Consider the following 19211-nt stretch of genomic DNA (forward strand, 5'->3'; position numbering starts at 1 on the left):
GGCGTCAGCGTTCGAGCATCGCCGCGGCGAGCTTGTCGGCCGCCGTGTCGGGGATGGCGGTGCCCATCTTGTCGAGGACGAGCAGGCGTGCTGCGGGGATTGCCGTGGCGAGTGCCTCGCCGTTGCCCACGGGGAAGAACGGGTCGACGCGTCCGTGCACGACGAGGGTCGGGAGTGCGAGGTCGCCCAGGCGCTCGCGCCAGCGCGGCGCGCAGTCGAGGCGGGCGAACACCATCGCGAGCTGATTCGCCTGCTGTACCGCCGGTTCGGTCGAGGGCGTGCGGTCCCAGATCCGGGCTGCGGTCGTGCGTACCTGTTCCGGGTCGTTGCCGAGCAACTCCGCGCCATCGGCAGCGTATGCCGCGACCGCCGTCCGATCGGTCCAGTCGGGCCTGGGACGGGAGAACAACGCGTGTATCGTCGCCGCGTGGTGGTCCGGCAGATCGTCGTCGACGGGGCCGGGCGCGACCGGCCGCGTACCCACCAGGGTCAGCGCCGAGAACGCGTCCGGATGGTCTAGCGCGGCGACCTGGGCAACCATTCCACCGACGCCGATTCCGGCGAGGTGGGCCGTCGTGGCACCGAGGGCGCCGACCAGCGCGGCGGCGTCGGCGGCGAGATCGCGCAGGCTGTACGCCGGCGCCTCCGGATCGACGGTCGTCGAGGCTCCGCAGTCGCGCAGGTCGTAGCGGACCACCCGTCGTCCGCCCGCCGCAAGCCGCTCGCACAGCGCGTCCGGCCACGAGAGCATGGTGGTTCCGCCGGCCAGGAGGACGAGCGGATCGGTATCGCGACCGAAGCTCTCGATGCCGAGTTCGACGCCGTTCGCCTGCTGTGAGGTCATGCGTGATCGTACCAACGCACGCGTGTCGAGCCCGAGAACGAACCGCACCTCGCCCGACGCCTGCGGGGTCCGCGCGAGGTGAGCCTGTCGGTGTGGTCGCCGGCAGGAGCCGTTGTTGTTGGGGCAGTTCGGTGGCCGGGGTCAGCGCAGCCTGGTGCTGGTGTATGTCTCGATGCCGTCCCGTTGGTATGCCGCCAGGCCTGGTGCGATTACCTTGTATGCGGCGTACCAGGCGTCGTTGGCCACGCGGGCGCGGCCGATGGTGCGGTACTCCTCGGCGGACACGGGCCGCAGTTCGGTCAGGGCACGGTAGCGGGCGTCGGTCTCGGCCTGCACGGGCTCGGCATCGGCCGGGTGGCCGGCCACCATCAGGTCGGCCAGGCGGATCCTTTGCGCGGTGCGTTCGCGGTGCCCGGCCTCGATGTCGGGCGGCGTCATCGTGGCCACCCTGCGGGCGACCTCCTCGGCGTGCGAACCCGACCCGGGCCAGGCGTTGTCCACCTGGCTGCACGCGGTCGGCGCGCATGCCGTCGCCAACCGGGGCTTGGGGGCGTCGCTGATGCGCGACGGGGACCCGGGGCTCGGCGAGACCTGCCACGACATGATCACCAAGGCGGGTGGCGCGCTCCTGGTGCGGGCCCAGGCGGCGGGCGCCGTGCGCACTGGCATCACCATCACGCGGTTGCTGAAGCTCGTCGGCGCCATCGCGCTGGCTACCGAGCAGGATGTCGACGGTCCGGTCGAGGCCGATCTCCTGCTTACGATCGCCATCGACGGAGTACGCGTGCGCTGACCCCGGCTCGCACGGACGGGAGTTTGCGCCGGCAGGGTTGGAAGCGGGAGCCCGGCGGGCGGCGCGGGGCGGCTGTTCGTCGTACCGAGGTGCCGCCGCCCTCACGTATCGGACGCATCGCCGCACCGTGCGACGGGGGCGCCGGCGTAGCGCCGACACCGAGCGCGGGCCCCGAGTGGGGGCGTCCTCCGCCCTTCGAAGAACCGCATCCGTCAGCACCGTCCGCAGTGAGCAGTTCGCGACCCGGCGTGACGTCGTGACGTTCTTCGACCTCGACCTGCCCGAGATCGTCGAGACGGCCGCCGATCTCGGACAACCCTTCCCGGGGCCACCGCCGGAAGCGTGCCGCGGCGACGGACAGTCGAACTCCGCCTGATCGTCGGGCAAGCGGTGGCGGCAGGCCGAGCACCGTACCGTGGTCCGAATGCGGTACTTGGTCGAGTCATTCATTGTCGGGGCCCTGCGACGAGGCCGTTCGGTCGAACAGTTTCTTGGGCCGTGCGGCTCGGCGGAGCGACCGGGCGTGCGCTACGTCGAGGTTCGACCGACGAACGGATCCTTCGGCATCCGTCTTCACGCCGTCGAAGACACAGGACACGAGCGCTTCCTGGACCTGGGCGAGTTCCCGCCGTTCGATCCCGAGGCCGACGAGTTCGGGCGACTCCTGGGCACGGCCGACGACCCTCTCACTGCGCTGGATGTTGCGGAAGAGAGCACCGGTGCGAAGCGGGATCGGTGGGTCAACGGGGGCATTGCGCAGGACGAGTACGGCGACTTCGTGCGGGCGGGCCGGCCGCCGGATGCTTCACCCGACGGCCGACCTTGGCCTGCCCCAGGAGTTCTGTGACGTCGTGTCCGCGACCGTCGCCCCCGCGTAGCCCCATGGCGCCCACCCCGCCCCGCTCGAACGCACGCCGACACAGCCCGAGTTCCACAACCCCCGACGTCCGCAGCCCGAGCCCGGCCCCGACGAACAACCGGTAACACACTCAAGGGGGCGGCGCACGCCGACGTGGTGTCGGTGTACGCCGCCCCCGAGTGGGACAAGGTTGCGGAAGACGGCCCGCGTGGTCGTCCGGGCTACCTCGGGTCGCGGTTGAAAACCGCCTTGGACCAGACGTAGCCGAGCACGGAGAGGGCCACGCACCAGGCGACCGCGAGCCATCCGTTGTGGCCGATCTCGGTGCCGAGCAGCAGGCCGCGCAGGGTTTCGATGGCGGGGGTGAACGGCTGGTACTCGGCGATCGGCTGGAACCAGCCCGGCATCGCGTCGATCGGGACGAAGGCGCTCGAGATGAGCGGCAGGACGATCAGCGGCAGCGCGTTGTTGCTGGCCGCCTCGGCGTTGGGGCTGACCATGCCCATCCCGACCGCGATCCAGGTGAGCGCCAGGGCGACCAGTGCCATCAGGCCGAACGCCGCGAGCCATTCCAGGGCCGTGGCGTCGGTGGACCGGAAGCCGATGGCCACGGCGACGAGGCCCACGAGGAACACGCTGGCGATCGACTGCAGGACGCTGCCGATGACATGCCCGATGAGTACGGACCCGCGGTGGATCGCCATCGTGCGGAAACGGGCGATGATGCCCTCGGTCATGTCCATGGACACGGACACCGCGGTCCCGACCACCGTGCCTCCGATGGTCATCATCAGGATGCCGGGGACGACGTAGGCGATGTACTCGGAGCGGTCGCCTCCGCCGGCGCCCATGCCCGCGCTCATCGTGTCGCCGAAGATGTAGACGAAGAGCAACAGCAGGATGACCGGCGTGAGCAGCAGGTTCAGCGTGAGGGACGGGTAGCGCCGCGCGTGCAGCAGGTTGCGGCGCAGCATCGTGGACGAGTCGCGTACGGCGAGGGAGAGGTAGCTCATCGGACAGCCTCCTTCGGCTGGTCGGTGCCGCCGGTGAGGGCGAAGAAGACGTCGTCGAGGTCGGGGGTGTGGACGGTGAGTTCGTCGGCTTCGATGCCCGCGGCGTCGAGGCGGTCGAGGATGGAGCGCAGTTCGCGTTGACTGCCGTCGCTGGGGATCTGCAGGGACAGCGCCTCGTCGTCCCGGGCGATTCCGTGCAGCGCGGCGGCGGCGCTCTGGTACGCGAAGGGGTCGGTGAAGCGGAGTCGGACGTGTCCGCCGGGGATCATGCGCTTGAGTTCCTCGGCGGTGCCCTCGGCGGCGATCCTTCCGTCGTGGAGCACGGCGATGCGGTCGGCGAGTTCGTCGGCCTCGTCGAGGTATTGGGTGGTGAGGAAGACGGTGACGCCGTCGGAGACGAGTTCGCGGATGATGCCCCACATGTTGTGGCGGCTGCGCGGGTCCAGGCCGGTGGTGGGCTCGTCGAGGAAGATGATCCGCGGGTCGCCGACCAGCGTCATGGCGATGTCCAGGCGGCGTTTCATGCCGCCGGAGTAGGTGGACGCGGGCTTCTTCGCGGCGTCCGTCAGGTCGAACCGCTCGAGCAACTCGGCGGCGACCCGCCGTCCCTCGCGCTTGGACAGGTGGTGCAGGTCGGCCATCAGGAGCATGTTCTCCTCGCCGGTGATCAGGCCGTCGACGGCGGAGAACTGCCCGGTGACGCCGATCGCCGCCCGCACACCGTTCGGTGACGTGGCGACGTCGTGACCGGCGACCCGGGCCTGTCCGCCGTCGGCGCCGATGAGCGTGGACAGGATCTTCACCGCGGTGGTCTTGCCCGCGCCGTTCGGCCCGAGCAGCGCGAACACCGATCCGGCCGGGATGCGCAGGTCGATGCCGTCGAGCACGACCTTGTCGCCGTACGACTTGCGCAGATCGGTGGCGGAGACGGCGGCCGGCGACGCGTGACCGTTGGCCCGCCTGGACGTGGGCAGCGTGGGAGAAGGCACGGGGCCCTCCATTCGAAGGCTGAAGTGGGTGGGGAATGGGGCCGATCGAGGATGTGGAGCTCAGACCCGGGCGCGGCGTACGTCGATGTTGCCGTGGCGGGTGCGGGCGCGGATCTTGACGGCGTCTTCGGTCTTTTCCGGGGTGTCGGACGCGGCGAGCGTGTTGCGTACCTGGCCGGAGGTGGAGCTGACGTCGAGCCAGGCGGCCGTACCCTCGCGGACGCCGACCTCGATGGCGCCGTACGAGGTCTCCAACTGGACTGTGCCGGAGGCCACTTCGCCCACACGCAGGGTGCCGTGGGCGGTGGTGGCGGTGACCGAGTCCTCGGCGCGCCGGATCTCGATGTCGCCGTTGGCGCCACTCACCCGCAGCTCGCCGGTCGCGGCGTCGACGGTCGTGGTGCCGTGCGAGTTCTTGAGTACGGCGGGGCCGTCGACGACGCCGACGCGCAGGCTGCCGGAGCTGGTGGTGATCTCGGCCATGCCCTCCACCCGGTCCACGGTGATGGAGCCGTGCGACGCGATCAGGTTCAGCGGGCCGGTCGTATCGAGGCGGACGTCGCCGGAGGAGGTCTTCACGCGGACTTCGCCGAGCCGTCCCTCACCGAGCACCTGGGTCCAGGCTCCGGTGACGTCGATGCGCGAGCCGGTGGGCAGTTCGACCATCACGTCGACGGTGCCGGTGCGGCCGAACAGACTGGACTTGGGGGTCCTGATGGTCAACGCGCCGTTCGCGAACGTGACCTCGGTCTGCTCGATCGCCCGTGCGTCCTGCTCCCGCTTCGGATCGCGGGGCTGGACCTCGACCACGGTGTCGAGGCGGTCACCTGCGGTGAATTGGATGGAACCGGCCTCCACGTGCGCGGTGATCGAGATCGGTTCGGGAGTGTCGAAAGAAGGCATGGCTGTCTCGTCCTCTTGGGTCTTCAGGACGTCCCCGCTGGTAGGACGTGATGGGGGTGGAGTGGTGGGGATGAAGTGGTGGGGGGTGAAGCGGTGCCGCGGATGGGGCGAAGCAGAGGGGATGAAGTGCTGCTGTGGGCGGGGCCGTTGCGGCTAGCGCACCCAGCCGTTGAAGCTCTGCCCGATGTTCTGGGTCTTCTCCGTCGTACGCGGCCGCGTGCCGTCGACCGCGGCCGACACGGCCCGCACCAGCCAAGCGTTGACCGACAGGCCCTCGCGACTCGCGGCCTCCTCGACCCTCGCCTTGAGGTGGGCCGGTAGACGCAGGTTGACGCGGGCTGCGGCGCCCTCGTCGCCGTCGGCGGGCGCACGAGCCCTGAACGGTTCGACTGGCGCGGCCGGCTCCGCGGCGGCGCCACCATCGGGGGGCGGCGGCGTCACCACGAAGTCCGGGTCCAGCCCGCGCAGCCGTATGTCGACCGACCCGGGGGCGAGCTCGCGAGTGATCTCGCCCATGGCGGCGGAGAGCACGTTGAGCATGGTCAGCCGGGTCGCCGACTCCAGCGGAGCGATGAGCCGCTCGGCCAGCTCGCGGGCATCTTCGCCGCCGGCTTCGGCGGCCACCGTGAGTTCACGGCGGAGGGTTTCGACATACGGTGCGAGGTCCATGACGTCATCATGGCAGCACAATGGCGCCATATGCAAGCCCGCATGGCACCTTGCCTGGGACAAGGCCACGAACAGCCTCGCTACCTGCGGAAACGCGAAGAAGGAGATCCGAGTCGCGGTGGCGCCATGCGTGCCCATGAGCCCCCTGGGGCATGGAATGGCGCCGGGTGGCGCCGAGCGGGTCACGGTGACGTCCGGCGACACCGGATGGCGCCAAGGGGCGCCATCGGGTGTCATGTGATGCCGTGGTTTGTCACAGAAGCGGCTCTCGCTCCACCTCGCGGGCTGTCCCCGGGCCGACTCATCCGAGACGACACGATCGAGCCGAGCCTTCAGCACCCGGCCGGCCAGGCGCGAGGTCGCGATCGGCCGCCCGATCGGATCGGCCCCCTCCCACACCTCCCGACTGGATCGATCCCCTCCGACGCCCGCACCCGCGCCCGAGCGCAGGCCCGGCCCGGCCCGGCCGATCGCACCGCCCGGACGCGGGCCCTTGTCCGTCTTCCGACTAGGCCCTGTCCGGCGGATCCTGGTGGATCAGGCCGCGTCGTGAGCGCAGCGAGGAGCCCGAAGGGCGGATGCCGTGCATCGGCGTGCCGGAGAAGCAGCCGCATAGTGGTTCCATTCGGCCGTTTCTCCGGTGCGGCGAGGCGCGGTGCCAGGCGGCGCGGACCCACCAAGATCCGCCGGACAGGGCCTAGACCCGGCAACCCCTCCCACCTCCGGCACACCCACCACCACCGGATCTTGGCCACGCTTCGACGAGGGACCTGGGCTTCTCCGACGAACGGCGCACCGACCGCCTCGGCCCACGCGCGGGGTCGGGCAGTGGCCGATGCCCGCAGGGCGCGCCGCGCATCGCCGACACGAGACAGTCCCGGAAAACAGGCGCCCCTCGCCCCCCGCGCGCACCGAAGCAGTGACCTGGATCACACCCCGGATCGTGGCCGGCGCGACGGTTTTCGGCGGCCTCACGGGTCTTCATAACCGACACACCCGACCACGCCACGCGGAGCCCTCCATGCGCCACCCCGTCCCCGGCGACCCGCCCGTCCCCACGCCCGCGCACGCGGCCCGCGCCGTCGTCACCGGTGCAGGACGCGGCTTCGGCCGCGCGATCGCCGCCGCGCTCGTCGCCTCCGGTACTCGCGTCGTCGGCATCGCCCGCACCGCACCCGATCTGCACGCCCTGCGCGACGAACTCGGCGATGCCTTCACCCCGTTGCCCGCCGACGCCGCCGACGAGGTACTCGCCGCGGACGTGCTGGCACGCCACCGCCCCACGCTGCTCGTCCTCAACGCGGGCGCCCTCCCCCATCTCGCGCCGCTGCACGAGCACACCTGGGAGAGCTTCAGCAGCGCCTGGCACACCGACACCCGCCACGTGTTCGCCTGGACCCGCGCCGCTCTGCGCGCACCGCTGGCACCCGGCAGCGCGGTCGTCGTCATCTCCAGCGGCGCGGCGCTGGGTGGTTCACCGCTCAGCGGCGGCTACGCCGGCGCCAAGGCCACCGTGCGCTTCACCGCCGCCTACGCCGCCGAGGAAGCCGAACGCGCGGACCTGGGCATCCGGTTCACCACCCTGTTCCCCCACCTGGCGCCCGCCACCGGAGTCGGCGCGACCGCGATCGCCGCGTACGCCGCACGGCGCGGCCAGGACTCGGCAACGTTCACCACGGCCCTCGAACCGGTGCTGACCCCGGAACGCCTCGCCGCCGCCGTACTGCACGCCGCCACCGACCCGGACCACACCCGCGGCCTGCGCGAACACGTCGTCACCGGCCGCGGCACCGGCCTGCACCCCGTTCCGGCCACCCGATGACCGCCCGGCCCACACAGGCGCACGCGCCGGCGATGACGGCGACGGCGACGGCGCGTACCGTCGACCCCACCCGACGCCCCGGAGCCGCCATGCCGCCGACCCACCGGCGCCGGCGGATCGAGCAGGCCGGACCACCCGCCGGTACGGCCGACTTCTCCGCCCTCGCCGAGCCGTTCCGCCCCGAACTGCTCGCACACTGCTACCGCATGCTCGGCTCCCTCCACGACGCCGAGGACCTGGTGCAGGAGACGTACCTGCGGGCCTGGCGCGGCTACGACCGGTTCGAAGGCCGCTCCTCGGTACGCCAGTGGCTCTACAAGATCGCCACCATGACGTGCCTGACCGCCCTGGAGACCCGGACCCGCCGCCCGCTGCCGTCCGGGCTCGGCGCCCCCGCCGACGACCACCGCGTCGCCGTCGCCGCCGACCGCACCGACATCCCCTGGCTCCAACCCGCCCCAGACGCCCTGTTCGCGCCCACCCCCGGCGCGACCTCCACCATGGGCGCCGACCCGGGCGCGATCGTCGCGGTCCGCACCGGGGTACGCCTGGCCTTCATCGCCGCCTTGCAGTACCTGCCCGCCCGCCAACGCGCCGTCCTGACCCTGCGCGACGTCCTCGCGTTCCGCACCGCCGAGACCGCCGACATCCTCGACATGACCCCCGCCGCCGTCGACAGCGCGCTCCGCCGCGCTCGCGCCCGCCTGGCCGAGGCCGCCCCCGTCGAGGACGAGCAGGCCGAACCCGACGAGGCCGGCACCCGGCGCCTGGTGGACGCCTACGTCGACGCGTTCACCCGCGCCGACCCGGCCGCCCTCGTCGACCTGCTGCGCACCGATGCCGAACTGGAGATGCCGCCCGTCCCGACCTGGTTCACCGGACGCGACGCCGTCGTCGGATTCCTGGCCCACCGCGTCCTGCGCCCGGGCCGGTGGCGGCTGGTACCGACCCGCGCCAACGGGCAGGCCGCGGTCGCCGCGTACCGGCACGCGGGCAACGGCTGCCACACGGCGTTCGACATCCAGGTCCTCACCTTCCGCGGGCCGCGCATCGCACGGATCACCGCGTTCCAGCAGCCGGGGCTGATCCCGGCATTCGGGCTCCCGGCTGCGGTGATGAGCTGAGGGACCGAGCGGCCGACGGGCCGACGGGCCGACGGGCCGACGGGCCGACGGCAACTCTCGCTGACCCGAGTGGACTTGCACCCACTGACACCGACCGGCGCCGCGCCGCCGCGCGACTTCGGCATGCCCGCGACCGGCACACCGCCGCATTTCGGCATGCCGGCGTACGGACACCGACCTCCAGAAGGAGACCACCACCATGCTGAACATCGCCGACAAGACCGTCCTCGTCACCGGCGCCAACCGAGGGATCGGCCGCGCGCTGGTGGAGGAGGCGCTGCGCCGCGGCGCGGCACGCGTGTACGCGGGCGCCCGCCGTCCGTTCACGCACCCCGACCCACGGGTGGTGCCGGTGACGCTGGACGTGACCGACGCCGCGCAAACCGACGCGGCCGCCGCCGCGATCGACACGCTGGACATGCTGATCAACAACGCCGGCATCTCGCTGGACGACGACCTGACCGACCCGGTCGTCCTCGAACAGCACCTGGCCGTGCACGTGTTCGGCGTCCAGCGCGTCAGCCGGGCGTTCCTGCCGCACCTGACGCGGGCGCGTGGCGCGCTGGTGAACAACATCTCGCTGGCCGCGCTGGCGCCGCTGCCGATGGTCCCGGCGTACTCGGTGTCCAAGGCGGCCGCGCTGTCACTGACGCAGGCGCTGCGCATGCAACTGGCCGCGCGCGGGGTGAGCGTGTACGCGGTGCTGACCGGACCGACCGACACCGACATGACCCGCGACCTCGACATCCCCAAGGCGACCGTCGAGTCGGTGGCGCGCGCGGTGTTCGACAGCGTGGAGAAGGGCGAGGAGGACATCTTCCCCGACCCGGTCTCGAACACCGTCGCCGAGCCATGGAGCACCGGCCCGACCAAGGCGCTGGAACGGGAGTTCGCGGCAATGGCCGCCACGGCGTCGTGAAAGCCGGCTCCCGAACGGCTGGTCCTGAACGCCGGTTCGGAAAATCGGGTTCCTGAACACCAGGTCCTGAACGCGCGGCCCGAATGGGCCTGCCGAGGCCGCAGGACCTCGACCAGTCCCCGGGCATCGGGGCTGCCGACCTCGGCGCCCCGATGCCCGGATCCACTCGGACGCCGGGCCAACGCACTGCCGACGCCGCGAGGGCGGTCGGTACAGAGCCCCGCACCGGCCGCTACGAGCCCTGCCCTGCCCTGCTCGGCCCAGCCCAGCCCAGCCCCCCACTCGGCTCAGCCCGGCTCAGCCCGGTCAAAGCGTCTCGTCAGCACCGCCGGGGCTCTGGAGACAACAACCTCAGCCCGCGCCCCTGCCGAAGTAGTCCCGCTGCCCGGCACAGCAGCCCGGCATGACGACCCGAGCCCGGCTGGCCCGAAAGTGTGAACCCGCTGCCGAACTGCCTTCGCTTCCCGCAGGGTTGCGTCGGCGAAAAGTACGTTGGCTGCGATCCACTTCGCGCGGTCGGGGGCCAGGAGAGTGAGCATGGCGAACGAACAACTCCCATCGGCGGTGGCCCCGGTGGCCATGACGCTGGCCGCGATCGCAGCGAGCGCGGCCGCGCCGCGCCCGTCGGGGGAGACGCTGGCGGAGCACAGCAACCGGGTCTTCCTGGGCATCCACGAGCAACTGGCCGACGCCTCCCTGGCGACCGGGAACCATTGGAACCTGCAGTGGGTCGCGCTGAGCCCGGACAACGCGAACATGGCGTATCTCGCGAACACCATCGGCGGGTCCAACGAGTTCGCCGTGGTCATCCGCGGCACGGTCGGCAACGAGACCGACCTGCTCGAAGACCTCGGCGTCGGCACGGTGGTCCCGTTCACCGCCGGCGATTCGCCGCCGAACCCGGTCTGGGTCGCCAAGGGCGCGATGGAGGCATTCACCCAGGTCATCATCATGAACTCGGTGGGTGTCACCCTGGTGCAGGCGCTCACCCGCGCGCTCGCCAAGGCACCACCGAACCCGACCGTCCGCGTGATCGGCCACAGCCTCGGCGGCTGCATCGCGACCATGATCGGGCCCTACCTCCAGGCGCAAACCTGGCCGAACCCCCCACAGTTCGCGATGCACACCTTCGCCGCACCCACCGCCGGCGGTGCGGACTTCGTGTCCTACGTCGAAAGCCTGCCCTGGGTCGCCAACGAGCGCTACTACAACGCCTACGACCTGGTGCCGCAGGCCTGGACCAACCTCGACGACGCCAAGAGCTGGTACCCCGGCCCCGGCCCGGAGGCGACCAACGACGTCAAAGCGGTCATCTCGACGATCGCCGGCCTCCCCGGCCCCAACGTCTACGCGCAACCGGGCGACAGCTGCGAGCTGAACACCGGCTACGGGACCACGCCCGGCTCCTACGACCCGAACCTGACCAGGAAATCGCTCCAGGACTTCATGGGCCAAGTCGCCTACCAGCACGCCAACTCCACCTACCTGAACCTGCTCGGCGCCCCCGACGTCCTGTCGGGGCCGGTGGTGACCTCCATCAGCCCGAACGCCGGCCCGCCGGGCACCACGGTCACCATCACCGGCACCGGCCTGGGCACCGGGATCGACACCGGCGTCGACTTCGGCACGCTGCCGTGCCCCCGATTCGGCGTCACGAACAACGGCACCCGGATCACCGCCTACCTCCCCCAGGGCATCGGCGCCGGAGTCGTCGCCGTCCGCGTCACCACCAACCTGGGCACCTCCCCGGCCGTCCCCTCCTGCCGGTTCGCCTACGGCGGCCCCGAACCCGTGGTGGTCACCGGCATCAACCCGAATACCGGACCCAAAAACCGCTCGGTCACCATCACCGGCGAGAACTTCGCCTCCGACGCCAAGGTCTGGTTCGGCAACAACGCCGCCGAAATCACCCAGCTCACCCCACCCAACCACATCACCGCCACCGCACCCCCACCCGACATCGGCCCGACCGACCCTCTGACCGTGAACGTGACCGTGTTCTCGAACGGCTACACCTCCCCCGCGACCCCGGCGGACGAGTTCGGCTACAAGCTGTAACCCCGACCAGCCCGCAATCCACCGGCCGCCCGGCCCGCCATCCCGCACATCGGTACGGCACGCTGCGGCTTCCCTGCCCGCGTGAATAGGCCCCAAGACAGGGGCCGTCAGCCGCGAATGTGCCAGTGTGAGCGGGAGGTGACGTTATGGCCGAGTCGTGCCCGATGGGTGGAACACATGGCTGGGAACAAGCCGGTCCCGGACCCGGAACGTGGGTCTGCGAGAAGCGGTGTTGCCACAAACGATCCGGCGAGCCCGAGTAGGCGCTCGGCGACCCCGACCCCCCGAAAGTCCTGGCGGGATTCGTTCTCCCACACCGACAGCACGCCTCACGCGTGGATCAGCGAGAACGAACAGAACCACTTCTGTCCGGATTGTGGTTTCAGGAGTTCACACATCCCGACACCACCGAGCGAGTAGCCGACAGCCCCGACCCGTCAAGCCGAGTCGGGGCTGTACCGCGCCCGCCGTTCCGGGCGCGGCGCTTCAGGCATGACGGCGATACCGAGGGCTCCGCCCACCTTGCGCGGCGCGTTGTTGGCGCCGGAGGCGATGCCCTGTTCGTGTGGGCGGACGCTGGACATGGCCGGGTTGGCGCCGGCCCAGGGCAGCAGCCGCGGACCCGCCCGGGTCGGCCAGTGGCCGAGGACGGCACCGCCGAGAGCCGCTTGCCGCCGCCCGACACGGCCACCACCTTGGGCCCACATGTACGCACGACCGCCGAGGTCGAGTTGCTGCGCCGGAAGGCGGCACCGCTGGACCGGCTGCCCCGATCCAGCAACTTCCCCCGGCCAGGCCCCGGTCCGTTCCCGCCTCAACGGCTCAGTTCGGTCTCCTGCTCCAGGCGGGACAGCTTCTCGGGGTTGCGCACCGTGTACAGGCCGGTGATGAGGCCGGCCTCGACGCGCATTGCCATCACGCCGTGGATCTCTCCGGCGCGGCGCATGATGAGTCCTGGCCAGCCGTTGATCTGGACCGGCTCGATCGACGTGCCGGCGGTGAATCTGGTCAGGCCGAAGGCCAGGTAGCGGGCCACGTCGTCGGCTCCCACGACCGGGTGCACGGCGGCGTGCCTGATTCCGCCGCCGTCGCTGAGGGCCATGACGTTCGGCGCGAGGATGTCGACGAGGCTTTGCAGGTCTCCGGTCTCGACCGCTCGTTGGAAGGCCTGGAGCGCGGCTCGGGTCTCGGCCGGGGAGATGACGTCGCGTGGGCGGCGTGCCGCGACGTGCGCCCGTGCCCGGTGGGCGATCTGGCGGACCGCGGCGGGGCTCTTGCCGACGGCTTCGGCGATCTCGTCGTAGGCGACGTCGAACACCTCCCGCAGGACGAACACCGCTCGCTCGGTCGGCGTGAGCGTCTCCATCACCAGCAGCATCGCGATGGACAGGCTGTCGGCCAGTTCGATGTCCTCGGCCACGTCGGGCGTGGTCAGGAGCGGCTCGGGCAACCAGGGGCCGACGTAGGTTTCCTTGCGGCGGTCGAGCGCGCGCAGCCGATCCAGCGCCAGCCGGGTCACGATCCGCACCAGGAACGCGCGCGGCTCGCGCACCACGGCCAGGTCGACCCCCGCCCAGCGCAACCAGGCCTCCTGCAGAACGTCCTCCGCATCGGCGGCCGAGCCGAGCATCTCGTACGCGACGGTGAAAAGGAGGTTCCGGTGGGCCACGAACGCCTCGGTGGCCGCGGCCGAGTCCGCGCGACCCTCGCCGACGTCGGGCGGCCCGGTCGTACCCGCCGCGCCCACCACCGGTTCCTCGCTGCTTGCGCTCATGCCTGGCTTCTCCTACCCGTTCGTTCCCATGACCGGTTCCCGCACCCGTACGCACAAGACGCCGGTCCCCACCGCTCTGTGACACCTACGACCGGGTGACATACGGCACATCACGCCGCTGTCACGCGGAGCGAATCGCCGACGTCTCGTGAACGTCAGGACGCCGCGCGAGGGATCGGCGCGGCACGTACCACCACGAGTGAGGACCACGTCATGGCAACCACGAAGGCGCAGGCTCCGACCGGCCCATCGCGCCGCTGGGTCGCGCTGTTCTTCATCGGGTTGGCCCAGCTCATGCTCGTACTGGACGCCACCGTCGTGAACATCGCGCTGCCGTCCATCCAGGGAGACCTCGGGGTCTCCGATGCCGACCGGCAGTGGATCATCACCGCGTACACGCTGGCGTTCGGCAGCCTGCTGCTGCTCGGCGGCCGGATCGCCGACTACGTCGGACGCAAGCGGACCTTCCTGATCGCGTTGCTCGGTTTCACCGCCGCGTCGGCACTCGGCGGCGCAGCGGGGAACTTCGAGATGTTGTTGATCGCCCGTGCGGTGCAGGGGGCGTTCGGTGCGCTGCTCCAGCCGTCCGCGCTGTCGCTGCTGACGGTGACGTTCACCCAACCGAAGGACCGCACCAAGGCATTCGGGATCTGGGGCGGCATCAGCGCCGCGGGCGGCACGATCGGGCTGCTGGCCGGCGGGGCGCTGACCGACTACCTGGACTGGCGCTGGTGCCTGTACGTCAACATCCCGATCGCCCTGCTCGCGGCGATCGGCGGGTACACGGTGCTGGTCGAGTCGCGGCGCGAGGGCAAGGCGCGCCTGGACATCCCGGGCGTGCTGCTGGTGACCGGCGGGCTGGTCGCGGTCGTGTACGCCACCACCCGGGCCGAGGCGGACGGTTGGGGCTCGACGACGGTACTCGGCCTGCTGGCCGCCGGCGCGGTGCTGCTCGCGGTGTTCGTCTTCGTCGAGAGCCGGGTGGCGCAGCCGCTGTTGCCGCTGCGCGTGGTCGCCGACCGCACCCGCGGTGGTGCGTACCTGGCCGTGGGTCTGGCCGTCATCGGCATGTTCGGGGCGTTCCTCTTCATGACCTACTACATGCAGGTGGTGAAGGGGTACTCGCCGACCAAGACGGGGGCGGCCTTCCTGCCCATGGCCCTTGCGGTCCTGGTGTCGGCGGCCGGGCTCAGCACCCGGCTGATGCCCAAGTTCCCGCCGCGGGCGCTGATCGTGCCCGGCATGCTCGTCAACGCCGTCGGCATGTTGTGGCTGATCACCGTGGACCCGAACACCTCGTACGCCGGCGGCGTGCTGATCTCGCAACTCCTGCTCGGCTTCGGAGCGGGCCTGGTCATGCCGGTGGCCATCAACTACGCCACCCACGGCGTCGACCACGGCGACTTGGGTGTGGCCTCGGCTACCGTCAACACGGCGCAGCAGATCGGCGGTTCGCTCGGCACCGCGCTGCTCAACACCATCGCCACGAGCGCGACCGTGGACTACCTGGCCTCACACGACAGCAGCCCGGCGACCCACAAGCAGGCACTGGTCGAGGGCTTCGCGGAGGCGGGAGCGTGGGCCGCGGGCATCATCGTCGTGGGCGCGCTGATCGTCGCCGCGCTGATGAACACGGCCCGTCCGGAGCAACTCGGCGCCGACGCCGACACCGAAATCTCCGACGAAGCCGAAAGGTTCGAGGGCACCGACAAGACACCCGCACTCGCGGACGACCACGGTGCCAAGCCTCTGCCGGCGCACACCTGATCCCAACGGTCCGCATCGATCGATACACCGGCAACACCGCGCACGCGCGAGGACGCTCCGGTCTCGGGAGGATCGAGACCGGAGCCCTCGGCTGGGCGCCCTGCGATGTCGTAGGCAGCGGATGGTGCTGCTCGGTGTCAGAGTCCGCGAATCCGGTGCAACAGCAGGAGTGCGGCCAGGGCGTTCGCCGATCGGATCTCGCCGCGGCCCACCATGTCGGGTACTTCCTTGAGCGACACCCACTCGACCCGGTCCGACTCGAACGCGTCCTCCGGATCGCCGACGTGGTCGCCGCTCTCCGACCAGTAGACGTGGTGGACCGCATCGGAGAGGCCGTTTGAGGGTTCGATGCTGAGCAGGTGACGGAGCGGTCCCGGTCGCCAACCGGTCTCTTCCAACATCTCCCGCGCGGCGGCCTCCTCGATCGTCTCGCCTGCCTGCTCCTCGACGATTCCGGCGGCAAGTTCCCAGCCCCAGGTGTCGGTGATGAACCGATGGCGCCACAGGAGCAGGACCCGGTCCTGGTCGTCGACGATCGTTGCGAGTGCGACGGGCCGTTGCCGGATGAGGTAGTGGTCGAGGTGATGCCCGTCGGGCAGTTCGACGTCGGCGAGTCGGATGGCGAACCACTTGTTGCTGTAGACGTCGGTCTCGCTGTGCTTGATCCACTTCATGCCGGTATCCTCACGGGCGATTCGGTGTCCGTCAGACAGACAGGGCCAGCGCGGTCTCGACTCTTTCGGCCACCTCGCGCACTGCCCGCACGTCCGCATGCGGTGCGAGCGTGCGGTGCATCGCACACATTCGGTCGAGCAGCCGGCGGGACTCGATGCCCTGTGCGGCCTCAAGCATCGACGTCGCCGAGAAGACCGCTTGGTCCAGGTCCCCACAGGCCACCGCCACGGAAGTCAGGGTTGCGAGACGGTGGACGCGCCCGCGTGTGTGGGTCTTTACGTGGACGGCGTCTTCGGCGTAGCGAAGGGCGGCCCGGTGATCGCCGAGGCTGAGCATCGCCTCTGCGGCCTGATGGTCAATGCGGCCAGGCTGTACGTAGGTCGTCTCGGGAGGTTCGTCGGCACGGTGGATCCGTTCGTGGGCTGCCTCGGCCCTGGTGAGGCTGTGGCGTGCTGCGGTCGAGTGCTTCATCCGGGCAAATGCCTTGGCCTGCATGGCGTGTAGGTCGGTCGCCAATGCTGGTGACAAGTGCGGTCCGGCGGTGCGCAGACCCGCCTCGGCGAAGGCAATGGCTTGCCGGTAGTCACACAGGAACAGAGCCTGGTTGACCAGGAGAGCGATGACATATCCGCCGAACGCCTGGTCGCCGGACGCCTTCGCCATTCGCAACGCCTGGTGGAAGTAGCGCTGAGCCAGACCCTGTTGATCGGAGTCGTAAGAGCAGATGCCCGCGATCGCAACGAGCCCCCCGACCGCGCGGAACAACTCGCGGCCGACGCGATCGGGGTAGCTGCCACGGATGGCCGGGGCGACGTTTTCGGCGAGGAATCGGATGACACGTGGTTTCGCGGCCAGGCCGCCGGCCTGCTGGTACATGCGTTCGTAGTGCATGCGGGCTGCGCGCAGCATCTCGAGATCGTCACGACCAACACGGGCGATTCCTCGATGTGAGGTGTTGGCGTCGTGGGGCGGGTTCTCCCACTCCCAGACAGGTGCAATGGCAGCCACGCCTGTTATGGCGGGAGTCTCGTGAACGGTTTTGGAGAGCCGGTGGTCCGATGTCCATAGAGCCGGGGCACGTTCGACGAACGCCATCAGCTCGATCGGCGAATCGTCCGGCCGACCGGCGAAGTCGATGTCGGGCGCGGTAACAGCGCGGCCCAAGCGCTCGGTAAGGACCGCGCAGACCAGTTCGACCGACTGCCCGCGAGGTCGTTGGCCCTTGAGCCAGCGGCCGACGGAAGTATGGTCGTAGCGCAGCGTCAGACCGGCACGGGCACCGAGATCGTTAACGCGCTGGGCGAGTCCGGCGCGGGACATACCGGCATCATCAAGTGCTGCTGCGAGCAAGTGGTTCGGGCTCACGGGTCTCCTCGCTGTTGCAGAACCAGGCCCTGGTCACCGAGCCTAACGATTTCGGTTTCACACCCCGTGTGAATCGCGCACATCGGCGGGCGGTTCGCACACCTGCCGCGATGTCCACGGGAGCACGAACCTGGGGCTGCAACGGCGACCGGATGGAGACAGCGTGACCAACCAGGGGGCCCTAATCCAAGTCGGTGCGTTTCCGGGCACCGGCCAACAATCGATCCGAGTGACGCTCGATCTCGGAGAATCGGGTGATCAACTCGATTACGAACCGAACCGAAATCAGGCCCGCTCCCTTGTGCATCAGCTCCAGGTAGAGCCTTCTCAGGCGCTTCTCATGCGGACCTCCGGCCCCGGAGGCTAACCCCCTGAGCGGGCGGGTCCGGCAGGGACGCCGGCCACCCTCCGTCGCCCGCGCCGCACCGAGCGGCAACCGGGCCCGCCCCCACCACCTCGTTCCACAGCAAGCCCCAATGCCCACGCACCCGTTGGAGCCCTCGTGACCGATACCGAGGCGATCACCGCGATGGTGACCCTGCCCGCCTGGAGCATCCACCTCGCGCCCGTCGACCACGCACGGTCGTGGCGGCTGACCGTCGTCTCCGCCGGGACGCACTCGCCGGCGGTGCAGATCGACCGCGTCCATGTCCACCTCACCGACACCGAGGTGGGCGCCCTCGCCGAGACGCTGCTGTGCCCGCGACGCTCGGACGAGCCGCAGCCCGGTCGAGCGCGGGTCGTTCGCGACGGGTTCGGGCTCCTCCTGCGCCTCGTCGTCCACCCGATCGACGACGAACCGGGCGTCGTCGCGCACATCGAGGAACACCACCGTGTCGTGCTCCTCGACGACATCGGCCGGCATCGCCCGGACCTGATCCCCACCGCCGGGCCGCCCGAGCCACGGCTGTGCCTCGACCCCGCGCCGGTGACCGGCCTGACCATCGACCAGGTTGCCGAACTCCACCAGCGCCTCGGCCTGTGGCTCGGCAGCGAGGGCATCCGCGCTGCCATCGCCGACCGGATCCTCCGTCGCCAACTCGACGCCCCGGGGGCCGGCCGGTGAGCGGTGCCCTCGACGCACGATCCGATGCCGCCGCCCGGGCCGCCCTCGACCGGCTCGCCGCCGCCGTCGCGGAACGGATGCGCATTGCCGCCTGCCCGGTGGGACCGGGCCCGGTGTCGGACGCGGCGCGTCACGCCCGCCGCCGCGCCATACATAACGCGGTCCTCGCCGTGCACGCCGCCATGATCGACGCCCACCGCCAAGGGGCGCCCGCGACGGTCATCGCCGCCACAGCCCGCATGGCCCCGCGATACGTGGCCACGATCCTGCGCCGGGACCCGCTCGCGATGCCGTACAACCGCTCGCCCGCCCCCGTCGTCACCCGGCGCACCCGAGCCCTGCACCACCTGATCGATGCCATCGGCGACCACGGCACGGCGCACCCGACCACACACCGGGCCATCGTCGACGCGCACGCCCTCGGCCTGGGCCCCATCGCACTCGGCCGCCTGCTCGACGTCAGCCCGGCCTGGGTCAGCCGCGTCGTGATGGCGGCAGGGCCGGCCGGCGCCTCGTCACCGTGAACCGCGACGCGCACACCGGCGGCCCACGCACGGACATCGCCCGCGCC

17 protein-coding genes and 1 pseudogene are annotated in these 19211 nt (G+C 70.7%); 9 read left to right on the forward strand and 9 right to left on the reverse strand.

Annotated elements, in window-relative coordinates; genetic code table 11:
- Nucleotides 1–4 precede the first annotated feature (4 nt).
- The gene (locus tag OG948_RS03025) at nt 5–844 is read right to left on the reverse strand and encodes an alpha/beta fold hydrolase (RefSeq protein ID WP_406293599.1); all 840 of its coding nucleotides are present in this window, start codon (nt 842–844) and stop codon (nt 5–7) included.
- A 141-nt stretch (nt 845–985) separates the two neighbouring features.
- Nucleotides 986–1312 (reverse strand): annotated as a pseudogene (locus OG948_RS03030) (TipAS antibiotic-recognition domain-containing protein); the annotation flags it as partial.
- On the opposite strand from OG948_RS03030, the gene OG948_RS03035 reads away from it, so the two are divergent.
- Together OG948_RS03035 and OG948_RS03040 are read left to right on the forward strand one after the other, a co-directional pair.
- Nucleotides 1266–1637, forward strand: coding sequence for a hypothetical protein (locus tag OG948_RS03035; RefSeq protein WP_406293601.1), 372 nt, complete (start codon nt 1266–1268; stop codon nt 1635–1637). The pseudogene OG948_RS03030 and the gene OG948_RS03035 sit on opposite strands and share 47 nt — an antisense overlap.
- A gap of 523 nt (nt 1638–2160) precedes the next feature.
- Nucleotides 2161–2484, forward strand: a complete 324-nt coding sequence (locus tag OG948_RS03040; protein ID WP_406293603.1) for a hypothetical protein — start codon at nt 2161–2163, stop codon at nt 2482–2484.
- 233 nt (nt 2485–2717) lie between these two features.
- On the opposite strand, the gene OG948_RS03045 is transcribed toward OG948_RS03040, so the two are convergent.
- From OG948_RS03045 to OG948_RS03060, 4 genes are all read right to left on the reverse strand, one after another.
- Nucleotides 2718–3509 (reverse strand): ABC transporter permease, encoded by a 792-nt coding sequence (locus tag OG948_RS03045; protein ID WP_406293604.1) that lies wholly within the window; start codon nt 3507–3509, stop codon nt 2718–2720.
- Entirely contained in the window at nt 3506–4498 is a 993-nt protein-coding gene (locus OG948_RS03050) for an ATP-binding cassette domain-containing protein (RefSeq protein WP_406293605.1), read from the reverse strand. Before OG948_RS03050 ends, OG948_RS03045 begins: the two co-directional genes overlap by 4 nt.
- A 60-nt stretch (nt 4499–4558) precedes the next feature.
- The gene (locus OG948_RS03055; protein ID WP_406293606.1) at nt 4559–5401 is read right to left on the reverse strand and encodes a DUF4097 family beta strand repeat-containing protein; all 843 of its coding nucleotides are present in this window, start codon (nt 5399–5401) and stop codon (nt 4559–4561) included.
- A gap of 153 nt (nt 5402–5554) precedes the next feature.
- Entirely contained in the window at nt 5555–6070 is a 516-nt protein-coding gene (locus tag OG948_RS03060; RefSeq protein ID WP_406293608.1) for a hypothetical protein, read from the reverse strand.
- 1021 nt (nt 6071–7091) lie between these two features.
- On the opposite strand from OG948_RS03060, the gene OG948_RS03065 reads away from it, so the two are divergent.
- The 4 genes from OG948_RS03065 to OG948_RS03080 all read left to right on the forward strand — a co-directional run bounded on the left by OG948_RS03065 (nt 7092) and on the right by OG948_RS03080 (nt 11993).
- Complete coding sequence (locus OG948_RS03065; protein ID WP_406293610.1) at nt 7092–7892, forward strand: SDR family oxidoreductase; 801 nt, start codon at nt 7092–7094, stop codon at nt 7890–7892.
- Entirely contained in the window at nt 7889–9016 is a 1128-nt protein-coding gene (locus OG948_RS03070) for an RNA polymerase subunit sigma-70 (protein WP_406293612.1), read from the forward strand. Before OG948_RS03065 ends, OG948_RS03070 begins: the two co-directional genes overlap by 4 nt.
- Before the next feature lie 199 nt (nt 9017–9215).
- Entirely contained in the window at nt 9216–9935 is a 720-nt protein-coding gene (locus OG948_RS03075; protein WP_406293614.1) for an SDR family NAD(P)-dependent oxidoreductase, read from the forward strand.
- Nucleotides 9936–10472: 537 nt separating this feature from the next.
- Nucleotides 10473–11993 (forward strand): IPT/TIG domain-containing protein, encoded by a 1521-nt coding sequence (locus OG948_RS03080; protein ID WP_406293616.1) that lies wholly within the window; start codon nt 10473–10475, stop codon nt 11991–11993.
- An 814-nt stretch (nt 11994–12807) separates the two neighbouring features.
- On the opposite strand, the gene OG948_RS03085 is transcribed toward OG948_RS03080, so the two are convergent.
- Nucleotides 12808–13767: an RNA polymerase sigma-70 factor gene (locus OG948_RS03085; protein WP_406293617.1), complete on the reverse strand. Its 960-nt coding sequence runs from the start codon at nt 13765–13767 to the stop codon at nt 12808–12810.
- 213 nt (nt 13768–13980) lie between these two features.
- On the opposite strand from OG948_RS03085, the gene OG948_RS03090 reads away from it, so the two are divergent.
- Complete coding sequence (locus OG948_RS03090) at nt 13981–15534, forward strand: MFS transporter (protein ID WP_406293618.1); 1554 nt, start codon at nt 13981–13983, stop codon at nt 15532–15534.
- A gap of 137 nt (nt 15535–15671) precedes the next feature.
- On the opposite strand, the gene OG948_RS03095 is transcribed toward OG948_RS03090, so the two are convergent.
- On the reverse strand, nt 15672–16208 hold the full coding sequence (locus OG948_RS03095; protein WP_406293620.1) for an NUDIX hydrolase: 537 nt from the start codon (nt 16206–16208) through the stop codon (nt 15672–15674).
- Nucleotides 16209–16239: 31 nt separating this feature from the next.
- Nucleotides 16240–17574: a transcriptional regulator gene (locus tag OG948_RS03100; protein ID WP_406293621.1), complete on the reverse strand. Its 1335-nt coding sequence runs from the start codon at nt 17572–17574 to the stop codon at nt 16240–16242.
- Nucleotides 17575–18076: 502 nt separating this feature from the next.
- On the opposite strand from OG948_RS03100, the gene OG948_RS03105 reads away from it, so the two are divergent.
- Both OG948_RS03105 and OG948_RS03110 read left to right on the forward strand, forming a co-directional pair.
- Nucleotides 18077–18640, forward strand: a complete 564-nt coding sequence (locus OG948_RS03105) for a hypothetical protein (protein WP_406293623.1) — start codon at nt 18077–18079, stop codon at nt 18638–18640.
- On the forward strand, nt 18637–19164 hold the full coding sequence (locus tag OG948_RS03110; protein WP_406293624.1) for a hypothetical protein: 528 nt from the start codon (nt 18637–18639) through the stop codon (nt 19162–19164). The genes OG948_RS03105 and OG948_RS03110 overlap by 4 nt, the downstream gene beginning before the upstream one ends.
- The last annotated feature ends 47 nt before the right edge of the window (nt 19165–19211 follow it).

This window comes from Embleya sp. NBC_00888 (genome assembly GCF_045207655.1).
Lineage (GTDB): Bacteria > Actinomycetota > Actinomycetes > Streptomycetales > Streptomycetaceae > Embleya.

Bases quoted from the DNA above. Each gene is read 5' to 3' on its own strand.
- OG948_RS03025 (WP_406293599.1), bottom strand. From the start codon at position 844: ATGACCTCACAGCAGGCGAACGGCGTCGAACTCGGCATCGAGAGCTTC.
- OG948_RS03035 (WP_406293601.1), top strand. From the start codon at position 1,266: ATGTCGGGCGGCGTCATCGTGGCCACCCTGCGGGCGACCTCCTCGGCG.
- OG948_RS03045 (WP_406293604.1), bottom strand. From the start codon at position 3,509: ATGAGCTACCTCTCCCTCGCCGTACGCGACTCGTCCACGATGCTGCGC.
- OG948_RS03055 (WP_406293606.1), bottom strand. From the start codon at position 5,401: ATGCCTTCTTTCGACACTCCCGAACCGATCTCGATCACCGCGCACGTG.
- OG948_RS03060 (WP_406293608.1), bottom strand. From the start codon at position 6,070: ATGGACCTCGCACCGTATGTCGAAACCCTCCGCCGTGAACTCACGGTG.
- OG948_RS03065 (WP_406293610.1), top strand. From the start codon at position 7,092: ATGCGCCACCCCGTCCCCGGCGACCCGCCCGTCCCCACGCCCGCGCAC.
- OG948_RS03070 (WP_406293612.1), top strand. From the start codon at position 7,889: ATGACCGCCCGGCCCACACAGGCGCACGCGCCGGCGATGACGGCGACG.
- OG948_RS03075 (WP_406293614.1), top strand. From the start codon at position 9,216: ATGCTGAACATCGCCGACAAGACCGTCCTCGTCACCGGCGCCAACCGA.
- OG948_RS03080 (WP_406293616.1), top strand. From the start codon at position 10,473: ATGGCGAACGAACAACTCCCATCGGCGGTGGCCCCGGTGGCCATGACG.
- OG948_RS03085 (WP_406293617.1), bottom strand. From the start codon at position 13,767: ATGAGCGCAAGCAGCGAGGAACCGGTGGTGGGCGCGGCGGGTACGACC.
- OG948_RS03090 (WP_406293618.1), top strand. From the start codon at position 13,981: ATGGCAACCACGAAGGCGCAGGCTCCGACCGGCCCATCGCGCCGCTGG.
- OG948_RS03095 (WP_406293620.1), bottom strand. From the start codon at position 16,208: ATGAAGTGGATCAAGCACAGCGAGACCGACGTCTACAGCAACAAGTGG.